The sequence below is a fragment of the Methylobacterium sp. Ger2507 genome, assembly GCF_055231875.1.
The window spans coordinates 1,842,972-1,867,152 of sequence record NZ_JBUYVC010000001.1; the positions used below are offsets into that span (position 1 = coordinate 1,842,972).

At 68.7% G+C, this 24,181-nt stretch carries 20 protein-coding genes; 5 read left to right on the top strand and 15 right to left on the bottom strand.

Annotation, left to right across the window (positions count from 1 at the left end):
- Window positions 1-121: 121 nt before the first annotated feature.
- A complete protein-coding gene (locus tag ACV7NL_RS08590) occupies window positions 122-1,720 on the bottom strand; it encodes a DHA2 family efflux MFS transporter permease subunit (RefSeq protein WP_056179664.1) in 1,599 nt (532 codons plus the stop codon).
- Window positions 1,717-2,919, bottom strand: coding sequence for an HlyD family secretion protein (locus tag ACV7NL_RS08595; RefSeq protein ID WP_463355413.1), 1,203 nt, complete (start codon window positions 2,917-2,919; stop codon window positions 1,717-1,719). The genes ACV7NL_RS08590 and ACV7NL_RS08595 overlap by 4 nt, the downstream gene beginning before the upstream one ends.
- Window positions 2,920-3,204: 285 nt before the next feature.
- Between ACV7NL_RS08595 and ACV7NL_RS08600 the strand changes: the two genes are divergently transcribed.
- The 3 genes from ACV7NL_RS08600 (at window position 3,205) to ACV7NL_RS08610 (ending at window position 8,116) form a co-directional block, all read left to right on the top strand.
- A complete protein-coding gene (locus ACV7NL_RS08600; protein WP_463355414.1) occupies window positions 3,205-3,771 on the top strand; it encodes an HdeD family acid-resistance protein in 567 nt (188 codons plus the stop codon).
- A gap of 98 nt (window positions 3,772-3,869) precedes the next feature.
- Window positions 3,870-6,377 (top strand): PBP1A family penicillin-binding protein, encoded by a 2,508-nt coding sequence (locus ACV7NL_RS08605; RefSeq protein WP_463355415.1) that lies wholly within the window; start codon window positions 3,870-3,872, stop codon window positions 6,375-6,377.
- 227 nt (window positions 6,378-6,604) lie between these two features.
- Window positions 6,605-8,116 (top strand): serine hydrolase, encoded by a 1,512-nt coding sequence (locus ACV7NL_RS08610; protein WP_463357087.1) that lies wholly within the window; start codon window positions 6,605-6,607, stop codon window positions 8,114-8,116.
- Between the two features lie 224 nt (window positions 8,117-8,340).
- On the opposite strand, the gene ACV7NL_RS08615 is transcribed toward ACV7NL_RS08610, so the two are convergent.
- From ACV7NL_RS08615 to ACV7NL_RS08640, 6 genes are all read right to left on the bottom strand, one after another.
- Window positions 8,341-9,360 (bottom strand): helix-turn-helix domain-containing protein, encoded by a 1,020-nt coding sequence (locus ACV7NL_RS08615; RefSeq protein WP_463355416.1) that lies wholly within the window; start codon window positions 9,358-9,360, stop codon window positions 8,341-8,343.
- Window positions 9,361-10,175: 815 nt separating this feature from the next.
- Window positions 10,176-10,907 (bottom strand): DUF1295 domain-containing protein, encoded by a 732-nt coding sequence (locus ACV7NL_RS08620; RefSeq protein WP_463355417.1) that lies wholly within the window; start codon window positions 10,905-10,907, stop codon window positions 10,176-10,178.
- Window positions 10,904-11,173, bottom strand: a complete 270-nt coding sequence (locus ACV7NL_RS08625; RefSeq protein ID WP_463355418.1) for a DUF6041 domain-containing protein — start codon at window positions 11,171-11,173, stop codon at window positions 10,904-10,906. The genes ACV7NL_RS08620 and ACV7NL_RS08625 overlap by 4 nt, the downstream gene beginning before the upstream one ends.
- Before the next feature lie 453 nt (window positions 11,174-11,626).
- Window positions 11,627-11,977 carry a hypothetical protein gene (locus tag ACV7NL_RS08630; RefSeq protein ID WP_056179676.1) on the bottom strand — a complete coding sequence of 117 codons (351 nt, stop codon included), beginning with the start codon at window positions 11,975-11,977 and terminating at the stop codon, window positions 11,627-11,629.
- A 73-nt stretch (window positions 11,978-12,050) separates the two neighbouring features.
- Entirely contained in the window at window positions 12,051-12,866 is an 816-nt protein-coding gene (locus tag ACV7NL_RS08635; protein WP_056179679.1) for a transglutaminase-like domain-containing protein, read from the bottom strand.
- Window positions 12,867-12,953: 87 nt separating this feature from the next.
- Window positions 12,954-13,232, bottom strand: coding sequence for a hypothetical protein (locus ACV7NL_RS08640; RefSeq protein WP_056179682.1), 279 nt, complete (start codon window positions 13,230-13,232; stop codon window positions 12,954-12,956).
- A 204-nt stretch (window positions 13,233-13,436) separates the two neighbouring features.
- Between ACV7NL_RS08640 and cueR the strand changes: the two genes are divergently transcribed.
- Both cueR and ACV7NL_RS08650 read left to right on the top strand, forming a co-directional pair.
- Window positions 13,437-13,919, top strand: coding sequence for a Cu(I)-responsive transcriptional regulator (gene cueR / locus ACV7NL_RS08645; protein ID WP_056179685.1), 483 nt, complete (start codon window positions 13,437-13,439; stop codon window positions 13,917-13,919).
- A 93-nt stretch (window positions 13,920-14,012) separates the two neighbouring features.
- Window positions 14,013-15,185: a M20 aminoacylase family protein gene (locus tag ACV7NL_RS08650; RefSeq protein ID WP_463355419.1), complete on the top strand. Its 1,173-nt coding sequence runs from the start codon at window positions 14,013-14,015 to the stop codon at window positions 15,183-15,185.
- Window positions 15,186-15,316: 131 nt separating this feature from the next.
- On the opposite strand, the gene ACV7NL_RS08655 is transcribed toward ACV7NL_RS08650, so the two are convergent.
- The 7 genes from ACV7NL_RS08655 to infB all read right to left on the bottom strand — a co-directional run bounded on the left by ACV7NL_RS08655 (window position 15,317) and on the right by infB (window position 24,181).
- A complete protein-coding gene (locus tag ACV7NL_RS08655; protein WP_244478295.1) occupies window positions 15,317-16,201 on the bottom strand; it encodes a transporter in 885 nt (294 codons plus the stop codon).
- Window positions 16,202-16,419: 218 nt separating this feature from the next.
- A complete protein-coding gene (locus ACV7NL_RS08660; RefSeq protein ID WP_247635582.1) occupies window positions 16,420-16,929 on the bottom strand; it encodes a TadE/TadG family type IV pilus assembly protein in 510 nt (169 codons plus the stop codon).
- A 77-nt stretch (window positions 16,930-17,006) separates the two neighbouring features.
- Window positions 17,007-17,597, bottom strand: a complete 591-nt coding sequence (locus ACV7NL_RS08665) for a TadE/TadG family type IV pilus assembly protein (RefSeq protein WP_463355420.1) — start codon at window positions 17,595-17,597, stop codon at window positions 17,007-17,009.
- The gene (locus ACV7NL_RS08670; RefSeq protein WP_463355421.1) at window positions 17,594-19,117 is read right to left on the bottom strand and encodes a TadE/TadG family type IV pilus assembly protein; all 1,524 of its coding nucleotides are present in this window, start codon (window positions 19,115-19,117) and stop codon (window positions 17,594-17,596) included. The genes ACV7NL_RS08665 and ACV7NL_RS08670 overlap by 4 nt, the downstream gene beginning before the upstream one ends.
- A 209-nt stretch (window positions 19,118-19,326) precedes the next feature.
- Window positions 19,327-20,355: a tRNA pseudouridine(55) synthase TruB gene (truB, locus tag ACV7NL_RS08675; protein ID WP_463355422.1), complete on the bottom strand. Its 1,029-nt coding sequence runs from the start codon at window positions 20,353-20,355 to the stop codon at window positions 19,327-19,329.
- A 160-nt stretch (window positions 20,356-20,515) separates the two neighbouring features.
- On the bottom strand, window positions 20,516-20,950 hold the full coding sequence (rbfA, locus tag ACV7NL_RS08680) for a 30S ribosome-binding factor RbfA (RefSeq protein ID WP_056484291.1): 435 nt from the start codon (window positions 20,948-20,950) through the stop codon (window positions 20,516-20,518).
- 309 nt (window positions 20,951-21,259) lie between these two features.
- On the bottom strand, window positions 21,260-24,181 hold the full coding sequence (gene infB / locus ACV7NL_RS08685; protein WP_463355423.1) for a translation initiation factor IF-2: 2,922 nt from the start codon (window positions 24,179-24,181) through the stop codon (window positions 21,260-21,262).

Here is a 24,181-nt window from a genome sequence, read left to right on the forward strand (position 1 = left end):
CGGGGTCGGGCTCGCCTGCGGCGCCCCGGAATGACGGTGCGGTGCCATCTGCGATCCCCCTGCTGTGCGGGAGAGGGCGCCCTGATGCGCAGTCGTCGTCAATCGCCGCGCATGTCCGTGCTCAATGCCCGGCCGGCGTCTCGCCGCCGAGCTTGACGTTGCGCAGGATCATCGCGAGCGGCACCGCCGCCCCGGAGACGAGGCAGAGCGACCAGAACACGTCGATGTAGCCCCAATAGGCGACCTGGGTCTGCAATTGCTGGCCGATCCAGGCCATGGCCTGGTTCTGCGCCTCGACGCCGCTGGCCCCATGGGTCTGGAAGTACTGCGTCGCGGTGCGCAGGGCCTCCTGGTAGTTGGGGTTGGCGCTGGAGATGCTCTCGCCGAGACGGCTCTGGTGGAATTGCTGCCGGTAGGCGAGCACGTTCTGGGCCAGGCTCACGCCCATCGAGCCGCCGACGTTGCGGGCGACGTTGATCAGGGCCGAGGCCTGATCGGTCTGCGACTTGGCGATGCCGTCGTAGGATGCGGCCGTGATCGAGATGAAGATCAGCGGCAGGCCGATACCGATATAGATGCGCGACCAGGCGAAGAACCAGAAGCTGGTATCGCCGTACAGGCGGGTCAGATCGTACATCGCGGCCGAGACGATCGCGGCGCCGATCGCGATGAGGTATTTCGGCTGCACCTTGCCGGAAATGCGGCCGACCACCAGCATCATCAGCACGGTGACGAGGCCGCCCGGCGCCAGCACGAGCCCAGCCAGCGTCGCGGTGTAGCCGAAATATTCCTGCACCAGCTGCGGCACGAACTGCGTCGTCGCGATCAGGATGGCGCCGGTGGCCATCATCACCAGGAAGCACGAGCCGAACTGGCGGCTGCCGAGGAGGCGAAGGTCGACCACCGGGTTCTTGCGGGTCAGCTCCCACGGGATCATCGCCACGAAGGCGACGGCGCAGATCACCGCGAACACCACGATGAAGTTCGAGCCGAACCAGTCCTTGCGCTGACCCTCGTCCAGGACGACCTCGAGCGCGCCCAGGAAGGTGGCGACGAGGAGGAACCCGATCAGGTCGAAGCGCACGCCCTCGCGGCGCAGGCGCTTGCGCTCCTCCACCGCTCCCGGCGGGTCCTCGAGCAGCATGTGCATCAGCCCCAGCGCCATGAGGCCGATCGGGCCGTTGATCAGGAAGCACCAGTGCCAGGAGACGTTGTCGGAGAGCCAGCCGCCGAGCGTCGGGCCGATCACGGGCGCCACCACGACAGCGAGGCCGTAGAGCGCGAAGGCCTGGCCCCGCTTCGCCGGCGGGAACGAATCGGCCAGAATCGACTGGGCCAGCGGCGCCATGCCGCCGCCGCCGAGACCCTGGAGCACCCGGAAGACCAGGAGCGATTCGAGGTTCCAGGCGAAGCCGCACAGCACGGAGGCGACGGTGAAGAGCGCGATGCTCCACATGAAGAAGGCCTTGCGGCCATAGCGCTTGGCCAGGAAGCTCGAAGCCGTCAACACGATGGCGTTGGCGACGAGGTAGCTCGTCACCACCCACGCCGCCTCGTCCGGTCCCACCGCGAGGCCGCCGGAAATGTAGCGCAAGGCGACGTTGGCGATGGTGGTGTCGAGCACCTCCATGAAGGTCGCCAGCGAGACCACGAGGGCGATGGCCCAGGGATTGTGGCCACCCGGGGCCTTCGCCGACGCGCCGCTGTCCGCGGCGCTCATCTCACATGCACGCGCGGCACGATCGACATGCCCGGCCCGATCGAGACGTCGGTCGGCCACTGGTCCACGACGATCTTCACCGGGATGCGTTGGACCACCTTGACGTAGTTGCCGGTGGCGTTCTGGGCGGGAAGCAGGCTGAAGGCGGTGCCGGAGCCAGGCTGCACCGAATCGACGTGGCCGGTGATCTTGCGATCGGGATAGGCGTCGATTTCGATGTCGGCGTGCTGACCCGGCCGCATGTCGGTGATCTGCGTCTCCTTGTAGTTCGCGATCACCCAGATGTCGTCGGGCACGAAGGTCGAGAGCGTCTGTCCGGCCTGGGCGAACTGACCCTTGGCGCCGGAAAGCTGGACCACCCGGCCCGCCTGCGCGGCCGTGACGGTGGTGTAGCCGAGATTGAGCTCGGCCTGGGCCAGTTGGGCCTTGCTGGTGGCCAGACTGGCTTCGGCGCCCGCCTTCTGGGCGGAGAGGGCGCCTACCTGCGTGCGCGCCGCCGTCAGAGCTGCTTTGGCGCGATCGTCGGCGGCCTGCTGCTGCTCCAAGGTGGAGGACGAGGATTGCGAGCGCTGGATCGTCCCGGCGCCCTTCTCGGCGAGGTCGCGATACCGGGCCGCGTCCTCGCGGGCGAATTTCAGGGATGCCTCCGCCTGGGTCACCTCCGCCTGCGCCGCGTCGACCTGAGCCTTCTGGCCTTCGATCTGCGCCTCGAAGTTGCGGATCGAGGCCTCGGCCGAGGCGACCTGGGCCTGCGCCTGCGCCAGAGCCACGTCGTAGTCGCGCCTGTCGATCTGGAACAGCACGGCGCCGGCCTCGACGTGCTGGTTGTCGGTGACCGGCACGTCGACGATGTAGCCGGCGACCTTCGGGGCGATCGAGAATTGCCGCGCATCCACGAAGGCGTCGTCGGTGGATTCGTAAGGGTGCAGGGCGGTCAGCCAGTACAGATAGACTCCGACCGCGAGGGCCACGAAAGCCACCGCGATTCCGAGCGCCCAGAATGGATGCCGGCGCAGGATGTTCGGCTTCGTCTCGGAGTTCCTGCCGTGGGCGGCCTCGTCTTCGGCGCTCGCACCATCGGGCGACGATTTCGCCTCGTCCGCCCCGGATTCCCCGGGCGCCTTGCCTTCAGGATCCGAAGGCTGCGTCGCGCTGTCCCGTGCCGGCTGGCGCCGCCCGGTCTGCTGGTCCTGAAGCATCGGCTGACCGTCCGCACGCATCCATGGGCCGCCCGGTTCCCGACCGCGCAGCCCTTAACTCCCACCTCGGCGACAACAAGAAGTAGCGCTCCGGATTGTTCCCGGGCGCCTCCGGACATTCGACGTTTTGGTCTTGATCCGCACGGAACGTCCCGATTTCCGGATGCGTTCACGGGCGAGGCGGACGCTCCGCCTGCAACCTGTAGGAGGTTCGTATGGCGACCGGTTCTCCCCCTGTCTTCTCCCGGCAGAGCCAGCCCGGGGGGCACCCCGAGGCTCGACGCGATGAGCACGGTGCTCGCCCGCAACTGGTGGCTGGTCGCCCTGCGCGGGGTCGTCGCCGTCCTGTTCGGCCTCGTCGCCTTCGTGGCGCCGGGTGCGTTCGTGCTGTCGCTGGTGCTGTTCTTCGCCGCCTACATGCTGGTTGACGGCATCGTGGGCATCGTCGCCTCGGTGCGGGCGGCGCAGCGGCACGAGCGCTGGGGCTTCCTGCTGGTGGAAGGGCTCCTCGACATCGTCGTCGGCATCGCCGCCGTGATGGTGCCGGCCGCCGCCGTCTGGGCCTTCGTCTACCTCGTGGCGTTCTGGGCTCTCGTCACCGGCGGCCTGATGGTCGCGGCCGGGTTCCGCCTGCATGCCCATTACGGGCGCTGGTTCCTGGTGCTCGGCGGGGTGGTGTCGATCCTGTTCGGGATCGCGCTGCTGATCAATCCCGGCATGTCCGCGCTGGTGCTGGCCTGGTGGATCGGGTCCTACACGGTCGCTTTCGGCGTGTTGCTGGTCATCCTCGGTCTGCGCCTGCGCGGACGTCACGCCGAAGCCGGTCGTCCGGCGCCCCTCGGGCGGTCCTGAACGGCGTAGCCTTGGCCGCGGGACATGGTCTAGAACCGGGGCCGAGACCGTGCGGCGCCGAGCCGTCGCGCGTCGTTTGTCCGTGATCATGGCCCCCGATGACCTCTCTCGACCCGGAACGCCCGAGCCACGAGAGGGCGGACCCGCCCCGGACGACGCCGGCGCCCCCCGAGGATACCCGGGCGGCCGCCCGCGAGGCCGCGGCCGCGGCCAAGGTTCTCGGTCGACAACTCGGCGTGCTGGCCCTGGGCGCCGCGCGGGGCGCCGGTCGCCGTGCGGCCGGCGCGGCACAGGTCGCCGGCCCCGCCTGGAAAGGGTTCGCCCACCGCATCCGGGCGCGCCCGCCCGCCGCGATGCCGTCGACCGATCCGGCTCCTGCCCCCGTCGCGACCGGCACGGCCGCCTCCCTGGCCGGTCGCCTGCGGCGCCGGCCCTGGGTCGCGGCCGCGCTCGCCGTCGTGCTGCTGCCGCTGGTGTTCCTGGCCGGGCTCGTCCTCTACAGCTTCGCCACCCTGCCGCCGCTCGGCGGCGTCGTGCCGGAGACCGGGCAGCGGGCGATCACCGTCGAGGCCGATGACGGACGGGTCTTCGCCACGCGCGGGGTGTTCCAGGGCCAGAAGCTCACCGCCGCCGAGATGCCGGCCCATCTCGGGCAGGCGATCATCGCCATCGAGGACCGGCGCTTCCGCTCGCACTGGGGCATCGATCCGCGCGGCTTCCTGCGCGCCCTCTACCGCAACGCCATCGGCGGCGGCGTGCGCGAGGGCGGCTCCACCATCACCCAGCAATATGCCCGGCTCACCTCCCTGAATCAGGAGAAGAGCCTGCGCCGCAAGATCCAGGAGGCGTTCCTCGCCCTGCGGCTCGAAGCCACGATGTCGAAGGACGAGATCCTCCTCGGCTACCTCAACACGGCCTATTTCGGAGCGGGCGCCTATGGCGTCGACGCCGCCGCCCGGCGTTATTTCGGCAAGGGCGCCAAGGCCCTGACGCTGCCCGAGGCCGCGATGCTGGCCGGCCTCGTGCGCGCACCCTCGCAACTGGCGCCGACGCGGAACTTCGGGGGCGCCAAGGAGCGCGCAGACGTGGTTCTGCAGACCATGGTCGAGACCGGCGCCATCACGGCCGCCGAGGCCGACAAGGCGCGCGCCCAGACCATCACCCTGCGCACGCCCCCCGAGACGCCGCCCGGCACCAACTACTTCCTCGACATGGTCTCGGCCGAAGCCAAGAAGCTCGCCGACGCGCCGGGCGACGTCACGGTCCGCACCACCCTCAACCTTGATCTGCAAAGCCTGGCCGAGGGCGTCGTCGCCCGCCGCCTCGATGCCGAGGGCGCCAAGAAGAAGGCGAGCCAGGCCGCCATGGTGGTCCTCAACAAGGAGGGCGCGATCCTCGCCATGGTGGGCGGTCGCGATTACGAGGACAGCCAGTTCAATCGCGCCACCCAGGCCAAGCGCCAGGCCGGCTCCCTGTTCAAGCTGTTCGTCTACCTCACCGCCTACGAGACCGGCTTCAATCCCGACACGGTGCTGGTCGACCGGCCGATCCAGATCGGCGATTGGGAGCCGCAGAATGCCACCGGCCGGTTCAAGGGGGCGATGCCCCTGCGCAGCGCCTTCGCGCAATCGATCAACACCGTGGCGGCGCAGCTCGCCGACGAGGTCGGCATCCCGGCCGTCATCGCCACCGCGCACCGGATGGGCGTGACCTCCGAATTGCCCAACGTGCCGAGCCTGGCGCTCGGCTCTGCCGAGGTGACGCTGCTGGAGATGACCCGGGCCTATGCGGGCGTGCTGGCCGGCACCGTGCCGGTGGACGCGCACGGCGTCCATGCCATCCGGGGCGTCCAGCCGCAGCCGCTATACCTGCGGGCCGAGACCAAGGGCGGCACCGCGATCCCCACCGAGAGCCGGGCGATGATGCTCGATTCGCTCCAGGCCGTGGTCGATGGCGGCACCGGCAAGGCGGCGCGGGTCTCCGGCCTGCCGGTCGGAGGCAAGACCGGCACGACGCAGGATTACCGCGATGCCTGGTTCATCGGCATGACGCCTGACCTCATCGTGGGCATCTGGGTCGGCAACGACGACAACAGTTCGATGAACCGGGTCGGCGGCGGCGACCTGCCCGCCAGCCTCTTCCGTGATTTCGTGCAGCGGGCGACCGCGCAACTGGCCAAGGGTCGCAAGCGTCCCTCCATCGCCCGGGGGGAAGCGGCCCGCGCCGAGCCGCTGCCCGCCCGCGAAGTCTCGTCCCAGCCCAACGCCTCCCCGGGGACCGCCGCCACCGTGCGCGGCGTGCCCGAGGTGATCGACACCGGAACCCTGGCGTTCCGGGGCCGCACCGTCCGGCTCGCAGGCGTCGAGGGGGAGGGCGGCGCCCTGGCGCGGCAGCTCGCCCGCTACCTGCGCCGCCGCGAGGTCACCTGCATGCCCGCCGCCGAGGGCCCCGGCGAACAGCTCCGCTGCCAGATCGACGGCGACGACCTCGCCTCCCTGATCCTCACGGCCGGCGGCGCCCGCGCCACCGAGGACGCCCCCGCCGACCTCCTGGCGGCCGAGGAGCAGGCCCGCTCCGAGCGGGCCGGCCTGTGGAGTCGCCGATAGCGCGCTTCGTCCATCGGGAGATGGCGCGGAAGACCGATAGACCGTTCGATTCGCCGATAGACTTATCGAGACACCTGGTATCCAGTCTCGGCGCCGGACTTCACCGGAATCGAACTGGTCTGTCCATGGTGTGCCTCACCCGGCTCCACGTCGCTGCCCGCCTCCTGTTTGCCCGCCTCTTGCCTGCCCGCCTCTTGCCCACCGGTCTCGTGCTCGCCGCGATCCTGATGGCGCCCGGTGGCGCTCTGGCGCAGGCTCTCCCGGGGATGCGGGCGCCGACCCGCGAGCAGGTCGTGGCGAAGCTGCCCGCCCTCGCCGCGCTGGCGCAGCGGGCCGTCGCGGCGGGCGAGGTGCCGGGCGTGGCGATCGCGGTCGTGCTCGGCGACGAGACGCTATTTGTCGAGGGCTTCGGGCTCAGGCAAACGGGCCGGCCCGAGCCAGTCGGTCCCGACACGGTCTTTCAGGTCGCCTCCCTGTCGAAGGCGGTGACCGCGACGGTGGTGGCCGCCCTGGTGGGGGCCGGGCTCGTCGATTGGGATGCGCGCGTGGCCGATCTCGATCCCGCGTTCCGGCTCTCCGAGCCCTACCCGACCGCCGCCGTCACGGTGCGCGATTTCCTGAATCACCGCAGCGGCCTGCCGGGCAGCGCGGGCGACGATCTCGAGGATCTCGGCTTCAACCGCGATGCGATCCTGCCCCGGCTGCGACTGGTCCGGCCGTCGTCGAGCTTCCGCGCGGGCTACGCCTACAGCAATTTCGGCTTCACCGAGGGTGCCGTCGCGGCCGCGCGCCCGACCGGCAAGCCCTGGGAAATCGTGGCGCGCGAACACCTCTTCGATCCGCTCAGCATGAATGCGACCAGCATGGTGCACCGGGACTTCCTGGCGCGCCCCGACCGGGCGGCCCTGCACGTCCGGGTCGCTGACGTCTGGGTGGCCCGCCTCACCCGCGATCCGGATGCGCAGGCACCCGCCGGCGGTGTCAGTTCGAGCGCCCGTGACCTGGCGCGATGGCTGCGCCTCGTCGTCAATGCGGGACAGTTCGAGGGGCGCCAGCGCATCCCGTCCGCTGCCCTGGCCGAGATGCACAAGCCCTTGATGGCGCGCGGCCCGAATCCCGTCACCGGCGGCGCCTCGTTTTACGGGCTCGGTTGGAATGTCGAGTATGGCCGTCACGGCACCGTCTGGGGTCATGCCGGCGCGTTCAGCGTCGGCGCCCAGACGCTGGTGGCGATCCATCCGGGCGCGAAACTCGGCCTCGTGGTGCTGACCAACGGGTTTCCGTCCGGCGTGCCCGAAGGCCTCGCCGACAGCTTCGCCGATCTCGTCTTCGACGGGCAGGTCTCCCGGTCCTGGCTGCAGGAATGGGGCGCCGCCTACGGCGGCCTGTTCGCGCCGAGCCTCGCCGCCGCCAAAGCCGCCAACGCCGCGCCGGCGGATGCCACCGGGTCTCTCCCGCTCGCCGCCTATATGGGCCGCTACGCCAACGCCTATGCCGGCGAGGCCGTCGTGGCTGCCGTGGACGGCGCCCTGACCCTGACGCTCGGGCCTCAGCCCGGACGGACCTATCCGCTCCGCCACGTCGACCGCGACCGCTTCGCCAGTTTCCCGGATGCGGAGATGCCCGACCGCCCCTCGGCGATCCGCTTCGCGATCGGACGCGGCGGCCAAGCCGACGCGGTGACGGTGGACGCCCTCGACAGCAACGGCCTCGGCACCCTCGCGCGCGTACCGGATTAGGGATCGCTGGGCGCTTGGTTCGTCTTGGGTTTTTTGATGCCTGGTTTTGTTCGATGAATGGCTGTTTCGGGCGAATGTCCGACAGTCGACTTCCGGGCGATAAACGCTTTTCGTCGACGTCATCCCGCGCTGCCGGTGCTTTCCCGCGGACGCCACTCACAGCGTGCGGGATACGCACGCCGTCGCAACGCACCGAACGTGCGGCACACCCTCGAATGACGGCATCAGGTTTCGCGTAGCCACTTCCAGACGTGTTGCACCGTTCCCTGACCGCTGATCCGCCGGACGGCCTGACGCTCGCCACGCCAAGCCTGGGGCGGGGCGCCGTACCGGTTGCGGAAGCTGCGACTGAGCAGCGATACGCTGCTGAAGGCGTAGACCTCCGCCAATCGGCCGATGGTGCGCCGTTCCATGGGATCGGCGAGTGCGTCGCGCACCGCCCGCAGGCGCTCGCCTCTTACGAACTGCATCACGCCTCCCTCCGGCTCGAACAGCCGGTAGAGCGTGGACCGCGAGACCAGCATCTGCCCCGCGATGAATTCGGGCGACAGATCGGGGCGCGACAGGTTCGCTTGTACGATCATCCTGGCCAGCGCCATCAGGCCGCCATCGAGATCGCGGCCGTCCAGCACGTCCGTGGCATGCGAGCGATCGAGGAGGCGGTGCAGGAAGGTCACGAACTCATCGGCCAGAGCCGGGGCTTCGGCGGCGCGTGTGGTCGGCAATCGGCGATAGATGTCGAGAATGCGCGCCGCCAGCAGCCGATTGCGGACCGGATCGAACAGCAGGTCGTGCTTTTCGAGCGGCAGCCCGTGAAGGCGGGTGCAGGGAACGGCGATGCCGATCGCATCGGCCCGGTCGAGCAGGCCGTCGAGCAGGTGACGGCGGCCGATGAGGGTGACGGTGCCACGCGAGGCCGAGATCGGTTTGCCGGCGACCGTGCCCTGGAAGCGTCCGGATCGGTAGAGTTGGACGATGTAGTGGTCGGGACCGGCCTCGACACGTCGGCGATCACGCTGGAGCCGCTGGGTCGAGAGCAGCGTGCGATGCGCGACGAGGTCGTCGATCGGGTACGCGATGTTGCTGCCGAACGGCAGTGGGGCGGATGGCGTGGTCGGACTGACCGCGTACATCGGCGCCAGGAGCGTGCGCCATCGCTCGAAGGCCTCTCCGGGCGGCAAGCCGGACGTCGTCAGGAAGAAGTGCGGCAGGCCAGCCTCGGCCGTGGTGTCGTCTGCACCCAACGAGCCAAATCCTTCGCTATCCGACCCGTTTGGCGAAGAATGGGAGCATGATGTCGTTGGCCGGGCAAGACAAATGCTTGTGTCCGGTCCGATGACCGCGAAGCCGTCGCACGCAAGTCGAGAGGCTGCGTTGCGCGACATCGCAAGCCGGCATCCGTGGCGACACCGGGTCGCCAGCGGCAGGACAGCTTGGGGTAGAGTCCAGGCTGCCCGTTCCCGTTTGGACCTCCCGGCGGACCGCGTCGTCGGCGCCGTCCGGAACGAACGCACTTGTGTTGGCGGCAACGGCTCGACCGACATGGTGCCCGGGCTACATGATGGGTCATGGTCTGAGCCCGTGAGTCGACCCGCATTCGCCACGCGAACCTGCCCGCCGACTGAGCGGATGTTCGACACGGTGAGAGAAGGGTTCAACACCATCACGGTTGATCTACCCCGGGTGTCGAGCCTTCATGATTTGGCCTGATCTAACGCTCCTCCGTCTGAATCACGGGTCGTTCGGCAGAGTCCGCCGGCTCACACCGCCAAGGTTTGCGGACTGCTCGGCCTCCGCTTCTGAGCAGCGCGCGGCAAAGGCATCTACGATCATGTCGGATCGCAAGGAGATGTACCGTCTCGATCTCGTTGATCCGCTGGCTGACGATCAACTGGCTGACGCCCAACGCCGTCGCCGCGTGTCCGAGGTTGAGATGCCGGGCCGCCGCAAGGGCGTAGACCCGGAAACGAGCGGAAGACGAGTGCCCAGCAGACCGAACCTGTCGACGACATCTCCTCTGCTGCCCCGTCCGCAATCGTTCCTCTGCTCCCCGTTGGCCTCACACGACGTAAGGAATGATCATCTTCACGCGGCGGGTATAGTCCCGCCAGGCTTCTCCGTAGCGTCGGGCGTTCATCGCCTCGTTCTTCGGTATCGCGTCGAAGGCATATTGCAGGATATTGGCGAGCGGCGCGAGAAGCCCGAAGGGCGAGGCCGACAAGGCCGCGAAGGACAAAAAGACCAACATGTCGCCGAGATAGTTGGGGTGGCGGCTCATACCCCACAGCCCACGCTCCAGCAGATGTCCGCGGTTGGCCGGGTCTTGCCGGAACCGCCACTTCTGCCAATCGGCGCCGAAGTGCAAAACCGTGCCGGCGGTGTAGAGCGCCAGGGCCAGCCCGTCCCATCCTGCAAAGGTATCCGGGCGAGACGCCGCCCAGAAGAACGGCGCGCAGTAGAGCCAGCCGCAGGTGTTCGTCAGCACGAGCGGCAGCGCGACGCGGGTCGCGACCGGCATGGTTCCCAGCTTGGCTGCGCCGGTATTTCCGAACCACGCGATCAGCACGTAGCTCATCCGCGCGACATAGATCGCCACCACAGCGACGACGAGATATCCGCGCCATGTGGGTCCGCTGCCATGCCGGGCGATCAGCATGGCGACGGGGAGCATCACAAGAAAACCGAGCGTGAAGACCCAGCGCGTACCGGCTTGCGCCAGTGCGACCAGGACACCGACCACGGCGAAGCCCTCCACGACAAGCACCAGTTGAAGCCACAGGGAGAGTGTCACGGGCGGCTTCTTTCCGGACGCAAGAGGAAGAGCGCGGTCGCCAGGAAAGGCGCATCGATCCGTACGATCTTTGGCCGGGCTGCGGTCAGGACGGTGACGAACATAGCGAGGACCGGCAACGGGCTCCAGGCGGCGGCCCTGACGTCACGGCTGGCTGGCAGGCATCCACTCCAGCCGAGGAAGAGCGCGCCGATAATCGGTCCGCTTCGCGCAGAACGCCGCCGACGTCCTCGATCCCGGGACAGAACTTCGCAATCCGGCTGCAAGGTACAGGCCGCCGAAGATCGGCCGGGCGGGTTGCCGGATTTGCGAAGTCCCTACCACGGCCCGTTCCGCATAAGCTCCGAAGGCGGTGCTGTAAGTGACTCGCCGGTCTGGATCACCGCGTACCACGGGGTGAAAACATGCGCGCTAGATAAGCGGATCGACCTCCCCCGACGCGGCCGCTCAGCGTTCGGGCCGTGGAGCGGCCGCGTTCCGAACGCATGATCGCCGGTCGTAATCGGATCGGACAGGATGCCCGCCCTCATCAGGATTTGGAGGGCTATAGCGAGACGTCGTGCTCATCCGGGTCTGTCGCGGCCCGCCGTGCTCTGATCTCGGACCCAAGAGCAGGTACAGGGCTCGGGCCCGATCCGCCGACCCCTTGCGGGATGGCGGATTCAAAAGCGCCGCGCGGGCGCTCGGCTATCCGATCGCTCTGCTCCCGCGAGCGGGTCTCAGACGCCGATCTCGCGGTTGTGGAGGGTGCGCAGCTCGATGTAGCTCGTGGTGGCCCGGCTCCAGGTCGATTCCTCGCTCTCCTGAAGCTTCTTCGTCAGCGGCTTGTGCTTGTCGCCCTGGTACCAGCCCAGCACCACGGTGTTGCCGTCGGCGTCGTCGCATTCGATGCGGTAGGCCGGCTGGGCGTCCGGTCCGAGCCGGCTCAGGCGCACCCGCAGGGTCGGGTTCTTGGCCTGATCGGGGACCATGTTGAGGTAGATGCCGCGGAGATACTCGACGCGGTCCGGCCGGCGGCCCTTCAGGTCGGGGATGGAGAAGTTCTCGGCGAGAAGGTCGGGTTTAGCCACGTCGAAAAGTCTTTCTGCTGTCGGACAGGGAGGGTGAGGCGCCCGCCGGATGAAGGGCGGCGCGCGGTGGATGTCAGGCCGCGGCCGGAGCCTCTTCGGTCGTGACCACGAACTTCGTCAGGGTGTTGGCGCCGAAGGTCAGGGTCAGCGGCACGTCGGCGGCATCCCGGCCATAGGCGATGAGGATGCGTCCGATCCGCGAGGCGTTGTTGCGCGGGTCGAAGGTGTGCCAGCCCCCGTCGAGGAACACTTCCATCCAGGCCGCGAAGTCGCCCGGCGCGTGCGGCAGCGGCAGGCCGATGTCGCTGACATAGCCGTTGCAGTAGCGGGTCGGGATGTTGAGGCAGCGGCAGAACGCGATGGCGAGGTGGGCGTAGTCGCGGCAGACGCCGCGCTGCTCCTCGAACACCTCGAAGGCGGTCCGCGTCGCGCGGGCGTGCTCGTAGCCGAAGGTGATCCGGTCATGCACGTAGTCGCAGATGGCCTGCACGCGGCTCCAGCCGGGCGGCAGGTGGCCGAACAGGTCCCAGGCGATCTGCGACAGGCGGTCGGTCTCGCAGTAGCGGCTGCCGAGGAGGAACAGGAGGCTGTCCGTGGGCAGCTGTCCGATCGGCGTCTCCTTGGCGTCCGGCTTGAGCGTGTCGCCCTTGCCGCCGTCGCGCACGACGGTCTCGGTCTTCAGCGTGAACGTGCCCGCCGGAGCGGTCATGCGCTGGCACCAGTTGCCGAAGCTGTCGCGGTATCCCTCCAGGGGCACCGACGGGCTGGTGACGAGATGGTCCGGCCGCTCGAGGTCGGAGACCCGCGACGCGTGGACGTTGAGCGTGGCGATGACCGGGGTGGGCTGGGGAAACAGGTAGGTCATCTCGCAGCCGACGAGGATGCGCATCGGGTCTCTCCTGGAATGGGGGCGTGCCGGGTTGCCGTCCTGCCGCGCGGCCGGCGCGACGCGCACAGGCGCGTCGGCGCGGGAGCGTCAGTGCAGGGTGGGCGGCGGCTCCAGGAAATCGCACATGCCGCCCGCATCCTCGACGGCCTCCATGAAGGCGTCGAGGGCGTCTTCGTCGGAGGCGAAGGGTTCGCTCCAGACCGTCGACCAGCCGGCCGGATCGATGACCTCCAGGGTCCAGGGATCCTCGCTGTGAGCGGAGCGATAGACGTTCACCGTCACGGTGATGCCCGCCTGGGTCGCGCGCCCGGTCAGGTGCGAGTATTCCAGCGCGGGCGCGTCGACCGTGGGCTTGTCGCGGGTCATGGGTGTTCCTCTCGAAGGGCGAGTTCACCGGAGGGTCCCGTACGGGTCCCCCTCTCATGAGCCGAATACGCTACTCTAGCAGAGCGCATCGGGAAACGGGCGGAAAACCTCGCGCGTTCGCATCGCGGGGCTTGCCCCTCTTTCGACGCCTCGGGCCGATGAGGGCGCAGGCGGGCGTTCCGTCCCCCCACTGGAGTTTTGGGAATGAGCGCGGAGGCGATCACCATCGGCGAGGCGGCCCGCGCCACCGGCGTCTCCGCCAAGATGATCCGCTATTACGAGGAGATCGGGCTGCTGGCGCCGACCGAGCGCACGGCCAGCGGCTACCGACTCTACGCGCCGGCCGATCTGCATGCCCTGCGCTTCGTGCGCCGGGCCCGCGACCTCGGCTTCGCCATCGACGACATCCGGGCCCTGCTCGGCCTGTGGCACGACCGCTCCCGGGCCAGCGCGCAGGTGCGTCAGCTCGCCCTTGCCCATGTCGCCGACCTGCGCCGCCGGATCGACGCCCTCGCGGGCATGGCCCGCACCCTGGAGGATCTCGCCGCCCATTGCGGCGGCGACGCGCGGCCGGATTGCCCGATCCTCGACGACCTCGCGGCCGGACCCCACGACTCCCCCGGCGCGACACTGGCGCGGGGGGATCATCGCGCCGAAGGGGCGCCATCCGGGCACCGGACGCGTTGACCGCGTCTCTGGCCTCTTGTTTGCTGGATCGATGACGTCCCGTTCCGGATGCAGTCCGTCCTGAGAGCCGTCGCCTCGCGAAAGTCGCTGTCCATGCCCGTCCTCGACCGGATCGCCGCCTTCGCGGATGAGATCGCCGCCTGGCGCCACGATCTCCACGCCCATCCGGAGCTGCAATACGACGTCCACCGCACGGCGGGCGTCGTGGCCGAGAAGCTGCGGGCCTTCGGCTGCGACGCGGTCGTCACCGGCATCGGCCGCACGGGCGTCGTCGGCCTCATCCGGGGGCGGGCGCACGGATCGAACCGCGCCATCGGCCTGCGCGCCGACATGGACGCCCTGCCGATCCACGAGGCGCGCGATCTGCCCTACCGCTCGACGGTCCCGGGAAAGATGCATGCCTGCGGTCACGACGGGCACACGGCGATGCTGCTCGGGGCCGCCCGATACCTCGCCGAGACCCGCGACTTCGACGGCACCGCGGTGCTGATCTTCCAGCCGGCGGAGGAGGGCGGCGGCGGCGGCGAGGCCATGGTCCGCGACGGGCTGATGGAGCGGTTCGGCGTCGAGAGCGTCTACGGCATGCACAACATCCCCGGCCTCGCTCTCGGCACCTTCGCCATCCGGCCGGGGCCGATCATGGCTTCCACCGACCGCTTCACCATCACCATCACGGGGCGGGGCGGCCACGCGGCCCAGCCCCACAACGCGATCGACAGCGTGCTGGTGGCGAGCCACGTCATCACCGCCCTGCAATCGGTGGTGTCGCGCAGCGTCGATCCCCTGGAGAGCGCCGTCGTCTCGGTCTGCGCCCTGGAGGCGGGGGAGGCCTTCAACGTCCTGCCGCAGGACGTGACCCTGCGGGGCACCATGCGGGCGCTGTCGAAGCCGGTCCGCGCGCTGATGCAGGACCGCATCGGCGCGATCGTCGCCCATGTCCCGGCCGCCTTCGGGGCGCGAGGGACGATCGACTTCAACAGCGGCTATCCCGTCACCGAGAACCATCCGGCCGAGACCGATTTCATCGCCGACGTGGCGGCCGGGCTGGTCGGCGAGGCCGGGATCGACCGGGCGGTGGCGCCCCTGATGGCGGCGGAGGATTTCTCCTACATGCTCGCCCACCGCCCCGGCGCCTACATCTTCCTCGGCAACGGCGACAGCGCCGGCCTGCACCACCCGGATTACGACTTCAACGACGCCGCCGCGCCCTATGGCGCCTCGTTGTGGGCGCGGGTGATCGAGACCGGGCTGCCGATCCGGGACTAGCCTCGGGCGCCAGTCGGGCAAAGTCCTTACAGATCCTGGCGCCAGCCGGGCGTATCGCGGGCGCAGACTTCCGCAGGGGGAGGGCGGTCAATCCGCTCCCCCGCAAAGCCTCGCCCCAGGCCTGTCCAATCCTAGAACTTGCGGATCATCGCCGGCGGCGCTGCGGAGGCCGCCTCGGCGTTCTCCTGATAGATCGGCACGGTGGCACGCAACCATCCGCGCGTCTCCAGGCCGCGGTAGTTCCGCTCGACGACCTCGCGGGTGACGTAGGCCTGCAGGTTCACCGGTCCGAAATTGTAGCCGACGAGACCGCCCACGGCGAACTGGCCCTGGCGGGCATAGCCGGGATTGCGCGTCGGCAGGTCGGTGGCGCCGAACGCCACCGGCCCGACTTCCCACTTGCCGAACTTCTTCGTCGCCGTGAGATCGAGGTTGAGGAAGTCGGGGTAGTACGCCCCCGTGCGCGATGTGGTGTCGAAATAGGTGCCGTAGAGGAAGTTCGCCGTCAGGTTCCAGCCGTCGCCGTTGTAGGTGATCGCGAAGCGCTGGTGCAGGACCGGGTTCTGAATCACGATCTTGGTCTGGCTCGGAAGATAGGCGCCGAGCAGGTAGCTGAAGTTGAGGTTGCTCCCGAGCTTCCACGCCACCTGCGCGGCCAGGAGGGTCTGGCCGAAGCCGCTCTGGTAGGGCGCGCCACCGGTGCTCGAGACGGCGATCGGCTGGAGTACGATCAGCTGCAGCCGTCCGCCCGCCACGTCGGCCGGCGTCGCCCAGACGAAGGATGGCAGGTTGATGTTTGAATCGGTCGATCGGGGCGCGATGTCGCGTACGCCGAAGCTCGACGTGTCGATGAAGTAGAGACCGACCGGCAGTGGCGCGCCGGGGGCCTGCCCGACGGTCTGGCCCGGCTCGGCCGCCGACGCGGCCCGCGCCTGACGGTTGGACGAATCCAGCGCGAGACCCAGAAGTGCGAGACTCACAGCGGCGAGACCCGCCGGCACCAAGCGGAGGCCCAAGGTTGAGCCGTCCCGGATCGATGGCGATCCGGTCGTCCGAGATGACGTCATGGCTCTGCTCCCGGGCCGCACTGAAACGACGGCCCGCCGGGATGAAACTGGTCGGTTCTTCGTGCTCCGCCACCATCCTGGGTTAGGCGGAGTCCCGATTGCGAAATACCGTCACCCTGCCGCCACAGCACGCCTTGAGGCCAGCACGCTGTCGGGGGCCTCGTGTCTTACGGGCAAGCCGCCCCGCCCGGCAGCACGACCGGGGCGCCCGTCACCGAGCGGACCGGCCAGGTGGTCACCTGTGAGAAGGTCAGGTCGTTCAGGGCCGGGAACAGGTTGAAGATCGGCACGTAGCGGTAGGTCATCTCCGCCATCATGTAGCGCGCGTTGACACGCGCCTCGGAGGGCGGCGGTTCGCCCAGGATGGCATTGGCGACCCGCTTGGTCGCCTTGTCGGCGGCGCTGGAGCACACCCTTGCCTCGTAGGACTTGTTGGCGAGCTGGTAGACGCCCGCCGCCGTCAGGATGATGCCGGACCCGCTGGCGTCCGAGGGATACATGACCGCGCGGCCCGCCGCGTAGACGTCGGTGACGCTGGTCAGGCTGCCCCGCGAGATCAGGTCGGCCATCGAGCGGGTGGCGCGCACCAGGCGCTGCTTAGTGGCGTAGGCCCGCGGCAGCTCGATCGTTCCGATGAAGATCACGATCATCACGGGGGCGACCAGGGCGAATTCCACCGCGCTCACCCCAGCCCGGTCGCCCGCGAGCCGGCGAATCTGCCGGCGAATTCGCCGGCCACCCCGCCGGCACAGCCTCAACACGTTCCCACCGGATAGGGCTCGGCGCGGAAAACCGTGGTCGCGGTGATCATCTGGGCGGTGGCCGAGACCGGCAGCGCCACGATTCCCGTGAAGCCGAAGAAGCGCGGGATCACCACGGCCGCACGGATCGTCACGATGTCGCTGCCCTGCGGACAGGTGAAGCGCGTGCCGAAGGTCGACGACGCGGTTCCGGTCGTGGAATCGTAGGGCGAGGCAGCCGCAGTGGCGCTGAAGGTCGACGCGGTCGTCATCTCGACCTTCAGCTTGGTGCAGTCGAACAGCACCGGGCCCCGGCACATCTCGGCCACGAGGCGGTCGACCGGAGGCTTGGTGCCGGCCGCGTCCTGGTACACGCCGGTGAAGACCGCGCGGCCGCCCCGATCGAGGGCGTCGTCGAGGAGCTGCTGGGCCAGGATCAGCATGCCGGCCTCGATGATCGCGCCGAGCAGAAGCAGGAACGGCACCGCCACCATTCCGAACTCGATGGCGGCCCCGCCGCGCGTGTCGCGGGCCAGTCGGCGCAGGGCCGGGGGCACAGGCGGCATCGCCGGCCTGACGCCTGCGAGAATGAGGCGCCCCATCATCGGGAGATCCGCAATTCGCTGATCTGCGCCGCGATGGCCTTGAAGGCGGCGCTGAGGTCGGAGGCATTCTGGACGTCGTAGAACTTGTCGCTGCCCGAGGCGCAGTTCTTCAGGATGTCGCTGGTGCCTTCCGAGACCTCGACCCGCACCGTGAAGAGCGCGATCCCGGCGCTTTTCATATTGCCGCACAGCGTCGACAGCCGATTGTCGATGGCGATGCGCCGGGTGTTCAGATCGTCCGAGGTCGTGCCGATGCGGTTCTGCCAGATGTAGCCGATGCCCGAATAAAACGAGTTGTTCGAGTTGCTGGGGCGGATCTGAGATTGGTTCTGCCCGTCCGTCATCAGCACCACGAACTTGCGCGTGGTCCTGTCGGTATAGGCCGCCCCCTCGGCGAAAGGACCGAGCGGCGACAGCACGTGCCAGCCCCAGATCAGACCGATCGGGATGTTGGTGTCGCCCCGGACGGTCAATGCGTCGATGGCGTTGTTGAGCGTGGATTGCGAGGTCGTCAGGTGGGTGATGGGCTGCAACTCGCAACCGGAATTCGGACCGTAGAGATAATTCGCGGCGACGCTGTCGATGCGGCCGGTTCGCTGCGGGCTGGACCTGTACTTGTTTACCTGGCCCTGGCGGGTGCGTGCGCTGCCCCAGAAGACGCCGTCCGACAGGTAATTGTTCAGCATTTGGTTTTCAGAAATTTCCGTATCCGCCTCGTCCGGAGCGAAGTAGGGCACGAACAGCGTGTCCGGCGTGCCTGCGCTCGGGGGTGTTTCCTGCACGTCGTAGGGCATCGGCCGACCCTCGACGCAGCCGCCCCAGGTGACGCCCATCTGCCGGAACAGGGTCAGGCGGTTGGCGGCGGAATTGAAGATCTGTCCGTGGACAGAGGACCGGGCGTCGGTGTCGATCCATGAGGCGGCGGCGTTCGAGGGGCCGACATTGACCGTCATCGAGAAGGGGACGATCCCGATCCGCAGAGCATTCGGCTTCGAGGGGTCTACGGCCTTGAACAGCGTCGAGACGAGATCCTTGGCGGCCGACTTCAGGTTGGTGAGCTTGGCGCCCTCCATCGAACCGGTATTGTCCAGCACGAGGGCGATCTCGAGGTTGTCCGAGGCCCGGCGGCCCGTGCTCGAGACCGAGATCGGCATGCCGGTGAGGCCGACGAGACGCGTCAGGCTGGTCGGGGTGCTGCCGCTCGCCGTCACGGTGATGTCGTCGCCGTTGCGGGTGGTCCGGACCAGCAGACCGTCGATCGGCGTCTTCCGCAGGGCGGCGCGCACCTGCGCGTCGGCCTTGCTCGACAGATCGCCATCGGTGGTGGTGATCGGCAGCTTGGCCAGGGACAGCACGGTGGCGTCGGTCACCCCCTGTGCCGATTGCCGCGCCATCGACTTGACGCCGTAATCGATGACCGTGCCGGCGAACAGAAGCAGGGGGATCGCCCCCAGGGCGAAGATCAGCGCAACGACGCCCTGTCCGTCATTGCGGAACCGTCGAAAGATATCGCAGCGCATTCGTCGCCCGAGCTGAAGCTTGAGCTGACGAATGCCAACGAAGATTTACGATTCACTTAAGGCAGACGCCGAGGTTTGGTCGTGTCGACGCGCTCAAACAACCGAAGTCGTGATCACGTCTTTTTCATCGATTGTTTGAGAGCGATGGCGGAGGTTTGTCCCGAAGCCGAAGAAGGGCGTTCAAGAACGCACCTTCCTCCTCCGATCTCTCAGGCCGAGCGGTTGGCCGTGCCGCCGAGATGGAACACCCGGTGCGGGACCAGCTCGCCGCGCTCGACATCGCCGACCGCCACAAGGATGCCGCCGCAGGTGGCGAAGGCCTTCCCCTCGACCGGGGCGTCGCGCCCGCGCAGGATCACCGGCTGGCCTCGCATCAGGCGCAAAGCCATATCGCGGGAGACCGGCACCGAGGGCACCGCGTCCAGGGCGGTTTCGACCGGGTGGAGCGAGGCGGCATTGCCGTCCGGTCCCGCTTCTTCCAAGGCCGCCACCTGGCAGGCATCGGCCTCCGTGAAGGGACCGACGCGGGTACGGCGCAGGGCCGAGACATGGCCGTAGCAGCCGAGCAGACGCCCGAGGTCGCGTGCGAGTGCCCGCACATAGGTGCCCTTGCCGCAGGCGGCCTCGATCACCGTCCGCTCGGGGCTGTGCTCGACCACCGCGAGATGGTCGATCTGGACCGGGCGCGCCACCAGCACCACCTCCTCGCCGTCGCGGGCGAGGTCGTAGGCGCGCTCGCCCGCGATCTTGATCGCCGAGTAGCGCGGCGGCACCTGCTCGATGGCGCCGACGAAGGTCGGCAGAGCGGCCTCGACGGCCTCCCGGGTCGGCCGCGCCTCGCTGGTGGCGACCGGACGACCCTCGGCGTCGTCGGTGTCGGTCTCGATGCCCCAGGTCACGGTGAAGACGTAGGCCTTGCGCCCGTCCATCACGAACGGCACCGTCTTGGTCGCCTCGCCGAGGGCGATCGGCAGGATGCCGGAGGCCAGGGGATCGAGGGTGCCGGCATGTCCCGCCTTCTTGGCGTTGAAGGCGCGCTTCACCACCGCGACGGCATGGGTCGAGGTCATGCCCACGCCCTTGTCGAGGATGACCCAGCCATTGACGTCCCGGCGCTTCGGCCGATCCGGGCGCGGCGCACCACGCGGCGGGCGACGGCCCTCGGCGGCCACGGGTCGGTCCGCCGGATGCGGCGGGGGAGAGCCCTCGGGTCGCTCGATGGTCGGTTCGTTGATCATGAAATCCTCGGTCACTGATCACAGGGGCCGGGCGGCACGCGCTGCGCCGTCATCCGTCCCGTTCAAGTCTTCAGTCGGGGTCTTCCGCGCCTTGGGCCGGAGAACCTGCAGGGTGCGGGTCGGGTTCGTGCCGGCGGCGCTCTCGCGGGCCGAAACCGCCTCAGTCCGCTTTGGGGTCCGACGGATCGGCCTCTTCGCCCGGTGCCTGCGATTCGAGATCGCGCCGTACCTTATCAGTCCGCAGCAGGGCGTCGATCCGGTCCGCTTCGTCGAAGGTCTCGTCGCGGAGGAAGCGCAGGTCGGGCGCATATTTCAGGTTCACCCGGCGGGCGACCTCCTGGCGCAGCGCCTTCTTGTTGCGGTCCAGGGCGGCCAGCACCGGGGCTTCGTCGAGGCCGCCCAGCGGCATGATGTACGCGGTGGCGAGCTTGAGGTCCGGCGACATCCGTACCTCCGGCACCGTGATGACATGCGCGCTCAGCACCGCGTCCTGGATGTCTCCGCGCTGGAGCACCTCGGCGATCGCGTGGCGTATCAGCTCGGCGACGCGCTGCTGGCGCTGCGAGGGTCCGGTGGGAGTCTGTTTCTGGGCCATGAAGAATTCTGATCGTCTTGTCGTCGAAGCGGTTCGACACCGGCCGGCGCGGTCACGCTCATCCGAGCGTTGCTGAAACGGAACGTCGATGCGCCGCCGCGCGGCCAGGGCCTGAGCGGGTCGAAACGAAGCGGACGCCGAAGGCGCACCTCTTAACGCAAATCGGCGCCCGGGAGATAGGCCTGTCATGCAGGTTTCCCCGTCGCGGCCGACACGTCGTCGACGGGGCCTGCTTTTCGGAAGCCGAAACGCGAAACGGGGCCGCGACCTCGTCGCGACCCCGCTGGTATACCGAAGCGGCATCGCCGCTCAGAGCGTGCGCCGGATCTCCTCGACCCGGTAGCACTCGATGGTGTCGCCGGCTCGCATATCCTGGAAGTTCTCGAAGGACATACCGCACTCGTAACCGGCGGTGACTTCCTTCGCGTCGTCCTTCAGGCGCTTCAATTGGGCCAGCTTGCCCTCGTGGATCACCACGCTGTCGCGGATCAGGCGGACATGCGCACCGCGCTGAACCACGCCGTCGAGAATGCGGCAACCGGCGATCTTGCCGACCTTCGACACGTCGAAGATCTGCAGGATCTGAGCCTCGCCGAGACGCTCCTCGCGGAGCGTCGGCGGCAGCATACCCGACAGGGTCGCTTTGATGTCATCCACGAGGTCGTAGATGATGTTGTAGTAACGGATCTCGACGCCCTTGTTTTCGGCCGACTCGCGCGCTTCCTTGTGGGCCCGCACGTTGAAGCCGATGACGACGGCCTTCGAGGCTTCCGCCAGGGTGATGTCCGACTCGGTGATCCCACCGACGCCAGCGAGCAGGATCCGCGCCGACACCTCGTCGTTGCCGAGCTTTTCCAGGGCGCCGTTGATGGCCTCGACCGAGCCCTGCACGTCGCCCTTGACGACCAGCGCCAGTTCCTTGCGGCCGGCGCCTTCCTTCAGGTCGCGCATCATGTCGACCAGCGAACGGTTTGCACCGCCGGTACGGGCAGCGATCCGCTCACGCTTCTGACGGGCGCGGTACTCGGTGACCTCACGGGCACGAGCCTCGTTCGGCACGACAACGACGCGGTCACCCGCATCGGGGGTGCCGTTGAAGCCGAGCACTTCCACCGGAACCGAGGGACCGGCGTAGGGGACGTTCTCGCCCTTGTCGTCGATCAGGGCACGCACGCGGCCCCACTCCGCGCCAGCGACCACGATGTCGCCGGTGAACAGGGTGCCGCGCTGGACCAGGACCGTCGCCACCGGGCCACGACCGCGATCGAGCTTGGCCTCGATGACCGTACCCTCACCGTCGCGCGTCTCGTTGGCGCGCAGGTTCATGATCTCGGCCTGGAGTTGCAGGCCCTCGAGAAGCTCCGGCAGACCGTCGCCGGTCTTGGCAGACACCTCGAATTCAAGGGTCTCACCGCCCATCGACTCGACCTGGATGTCGTGCTGGAGCAGCTCGGTCCGGACCCGCTGCGGGTTCGCCTCGGGCTTGTCGATCTTGTTGATCGCCACGATCAGCGGAACACCGGCCGCCTTGGCGTGAGAGATCGCCTCCACGGTCTGCGGCATGACGCCATCATCGGCCGCCACCACGAGCACGACGATGTCCGTCACCTTGGCGCCACGGGCGCGCATGGAGGTGAAGGCCGCGTGGCCGGGCGTGTCGATGAAGGTCACCATGTCGCCGCTGGGGGCTGCGACCTGATAGGCGCCGATATGCTGCGTGATGCCGCCCGCTTCACCGGAAACCACGGTGGTCTTGCGGATCGCGTCGAGCAGCGAGGTCTTGCCGTGGTCGACGTGGCCCATGATGGTCACGACCGGGGGACGCGGATCTAGATCCTCCTCCAGCTCGGGCTCATCGCTGAACAAGCCTTCCTCGACGTCCGACTCCGCCACGCGGCGCACGGTGTGCCCGAGCTCTTCCGCAATCAGCTGGGCCGAATCCGAGTCGATCACATCGGTGATCTTGTGGATTTCACCCTGCTTCATCAGAAGGCGAATAACGTCCACAGCCCGCTCCGACATGCGGTTGGCGAGCTCCTGGATCGTGATCGTCTCCGGGATCGTCACCTCGCGAGAAAGCTTCTCTTTCTGCTCCACATGCCGGTTGCCGCTCATGCGCTGCTGGCGGCGGCGGAACGAGGCGACCGAACGCGTGCGCTCGTCCTCACCCGACGTGGCGGTGGCGATCGTGAGGCGGCCACGATTCCGGTCGCCGCCCGGCTGCTTCGGGGTCTTGGGCGGCGTGATGATCTTGAGCGGCATGCCGGGGCGGCGGATCACGCGCTTCTGCTCGCTCTCCTCCTCAGCAGCCTGCGGCCGCCCAGCCGTACGGGCTGGCGTTGCGCCGCCGGCGGGACGTGCCGCAGTCGCCGTCGTCGGAGTAGTCGGCTCGGGCTCCGGTGCTGGAGCAGGGCGAGCCATGAAGTTCAAATCGCGCGGCTTGCGCACGTCGGCCGTGATGGTCTTGCGCGGCTCAGACGTGGCGGGGCGCGCCGTCAGCGGCGGGCGTGCTGCCGGACGGGCTGCCGCAGGCGTGGGTGCTGCCGGACGGGCAGGTGCCGCAGCAAGAGCGGCTTGCTCGGGTGCAGCCGCCGCCACAGGAGGCGCCGAACGAACGATCGTCGGGGCCGCCGGCATCGGCGCCGTCTTGGAAACGGTGGGAGCAGCGGCAGGCGTGCTCTGGGCCTTGGCAGCCTCCTGAGCAGCAGCCTCGGCGGCGCGGCGCGCTTCCTCGGCCGCAGCCTGGCGCTCCTCGTCTTCCTTACGGCGGCGAGCCTCATCTTCGCGCTTGCGAGCCTCGGCTGCCTCACGCTCCCGCTGCTCGGCAGCTTCACGTTCGCGCTGCGCCGCAGCTTCGGCCTCGGCACGCTTCTGGGCCTCGGCCTCCCGACGCTTGGCGTCAGCAAGGGCAGCGGCACGCGCGTTGCTCTCCTGCTCGCTCAAGGTCCGCAGCACCACGCCGTTCGCAGAGCGTTGCGCCTGACGGGGAGCGGCGGGCGGCGGAGGCGGTGCCACGCGCGTTGCCGGTGCCACCGGCGTCGTCTCGCGCGCCGGTGCAGCCGGCGCCGCGCCGATGACACGGCGCTTCACCGTCTCAACCACGACCTGCTTGGTGCGGCCATGGGAGAAGCTCTGACGCACCGTTCCCTGCTCGATCGGGCGCTTCAAGGACAGCGGCTTCGAAGGGGGTCTCGCCTGCGTCTTGTCGCCCGGATTGTTCGTATCGCTCAT